This window comes from uncultured Metabacillus sp., from assembly GCF_947503125.1.
Taxonomy (GTDB): Bacteria; Bacillota; Bacilli; order Bacillales; family Bacillaceae; genus Metabacillus.
In genome coordinates, this window is record NZ_CANNCR010000187.1 from 1 (window position 1) to 538 (window position 538).

Here is a 538-nt window from a genome sequence, read left to right on the forward strand (position 1 = left end):
ATCAATCGTTGAAACAGAACGAAGCGTTAACGCAACAACTTCGGCACTTAACAAAGCTCTTATATGGTTCTAAAACTGAAAAATCGAGATATAACGCACCAGAAGGGCAAGCGTCATTATTTGATGATGACCCGTCTTTTAGCGAATCTGAGCATACAGATGAACAAAGCCAACAGACCATTTCTTATACTGTTGTTCGAACTATTAAAAAGAAAAAACGAAATGATTCATTACGAGATGATATCGAAGTAGAAGCATTTCACTATCATCCAGAAAATACACAATGTGACTGTTGCCAAGGACAAATGATTGAAATTGGCAGTACAATCGTGCGCGAAGAAGCAGAGTTTATTCCTGCAAAAATGAAGAAAGTCCAACACATTGAACATGCTTATGAATGTAAAAATTGTAAAGGTGATTCATTTCAAAAAGCGCAAATCAAACGTGGTAAGGCACCGCAGCCTGCCATTCAACGTAGCATCGCAAGCCCTAGCGTGCTTGCCAAAGTAATCTATGATAAATTTGCACAATACCTACC

The 538-nt window shown here is 38.5% G+C and carries 1 protein-coding gene; it reads left to right on the forward strand.

From position 1 onward, the window contains the following. The coding region (locus Q1B07_RS26760) for an IS66 family transposase zinc-finger binding domain-containing protein (RefSeq protein WP_299834325.1) at positions 1-538 on the forward strand (538 nt) is incomplete at both ends.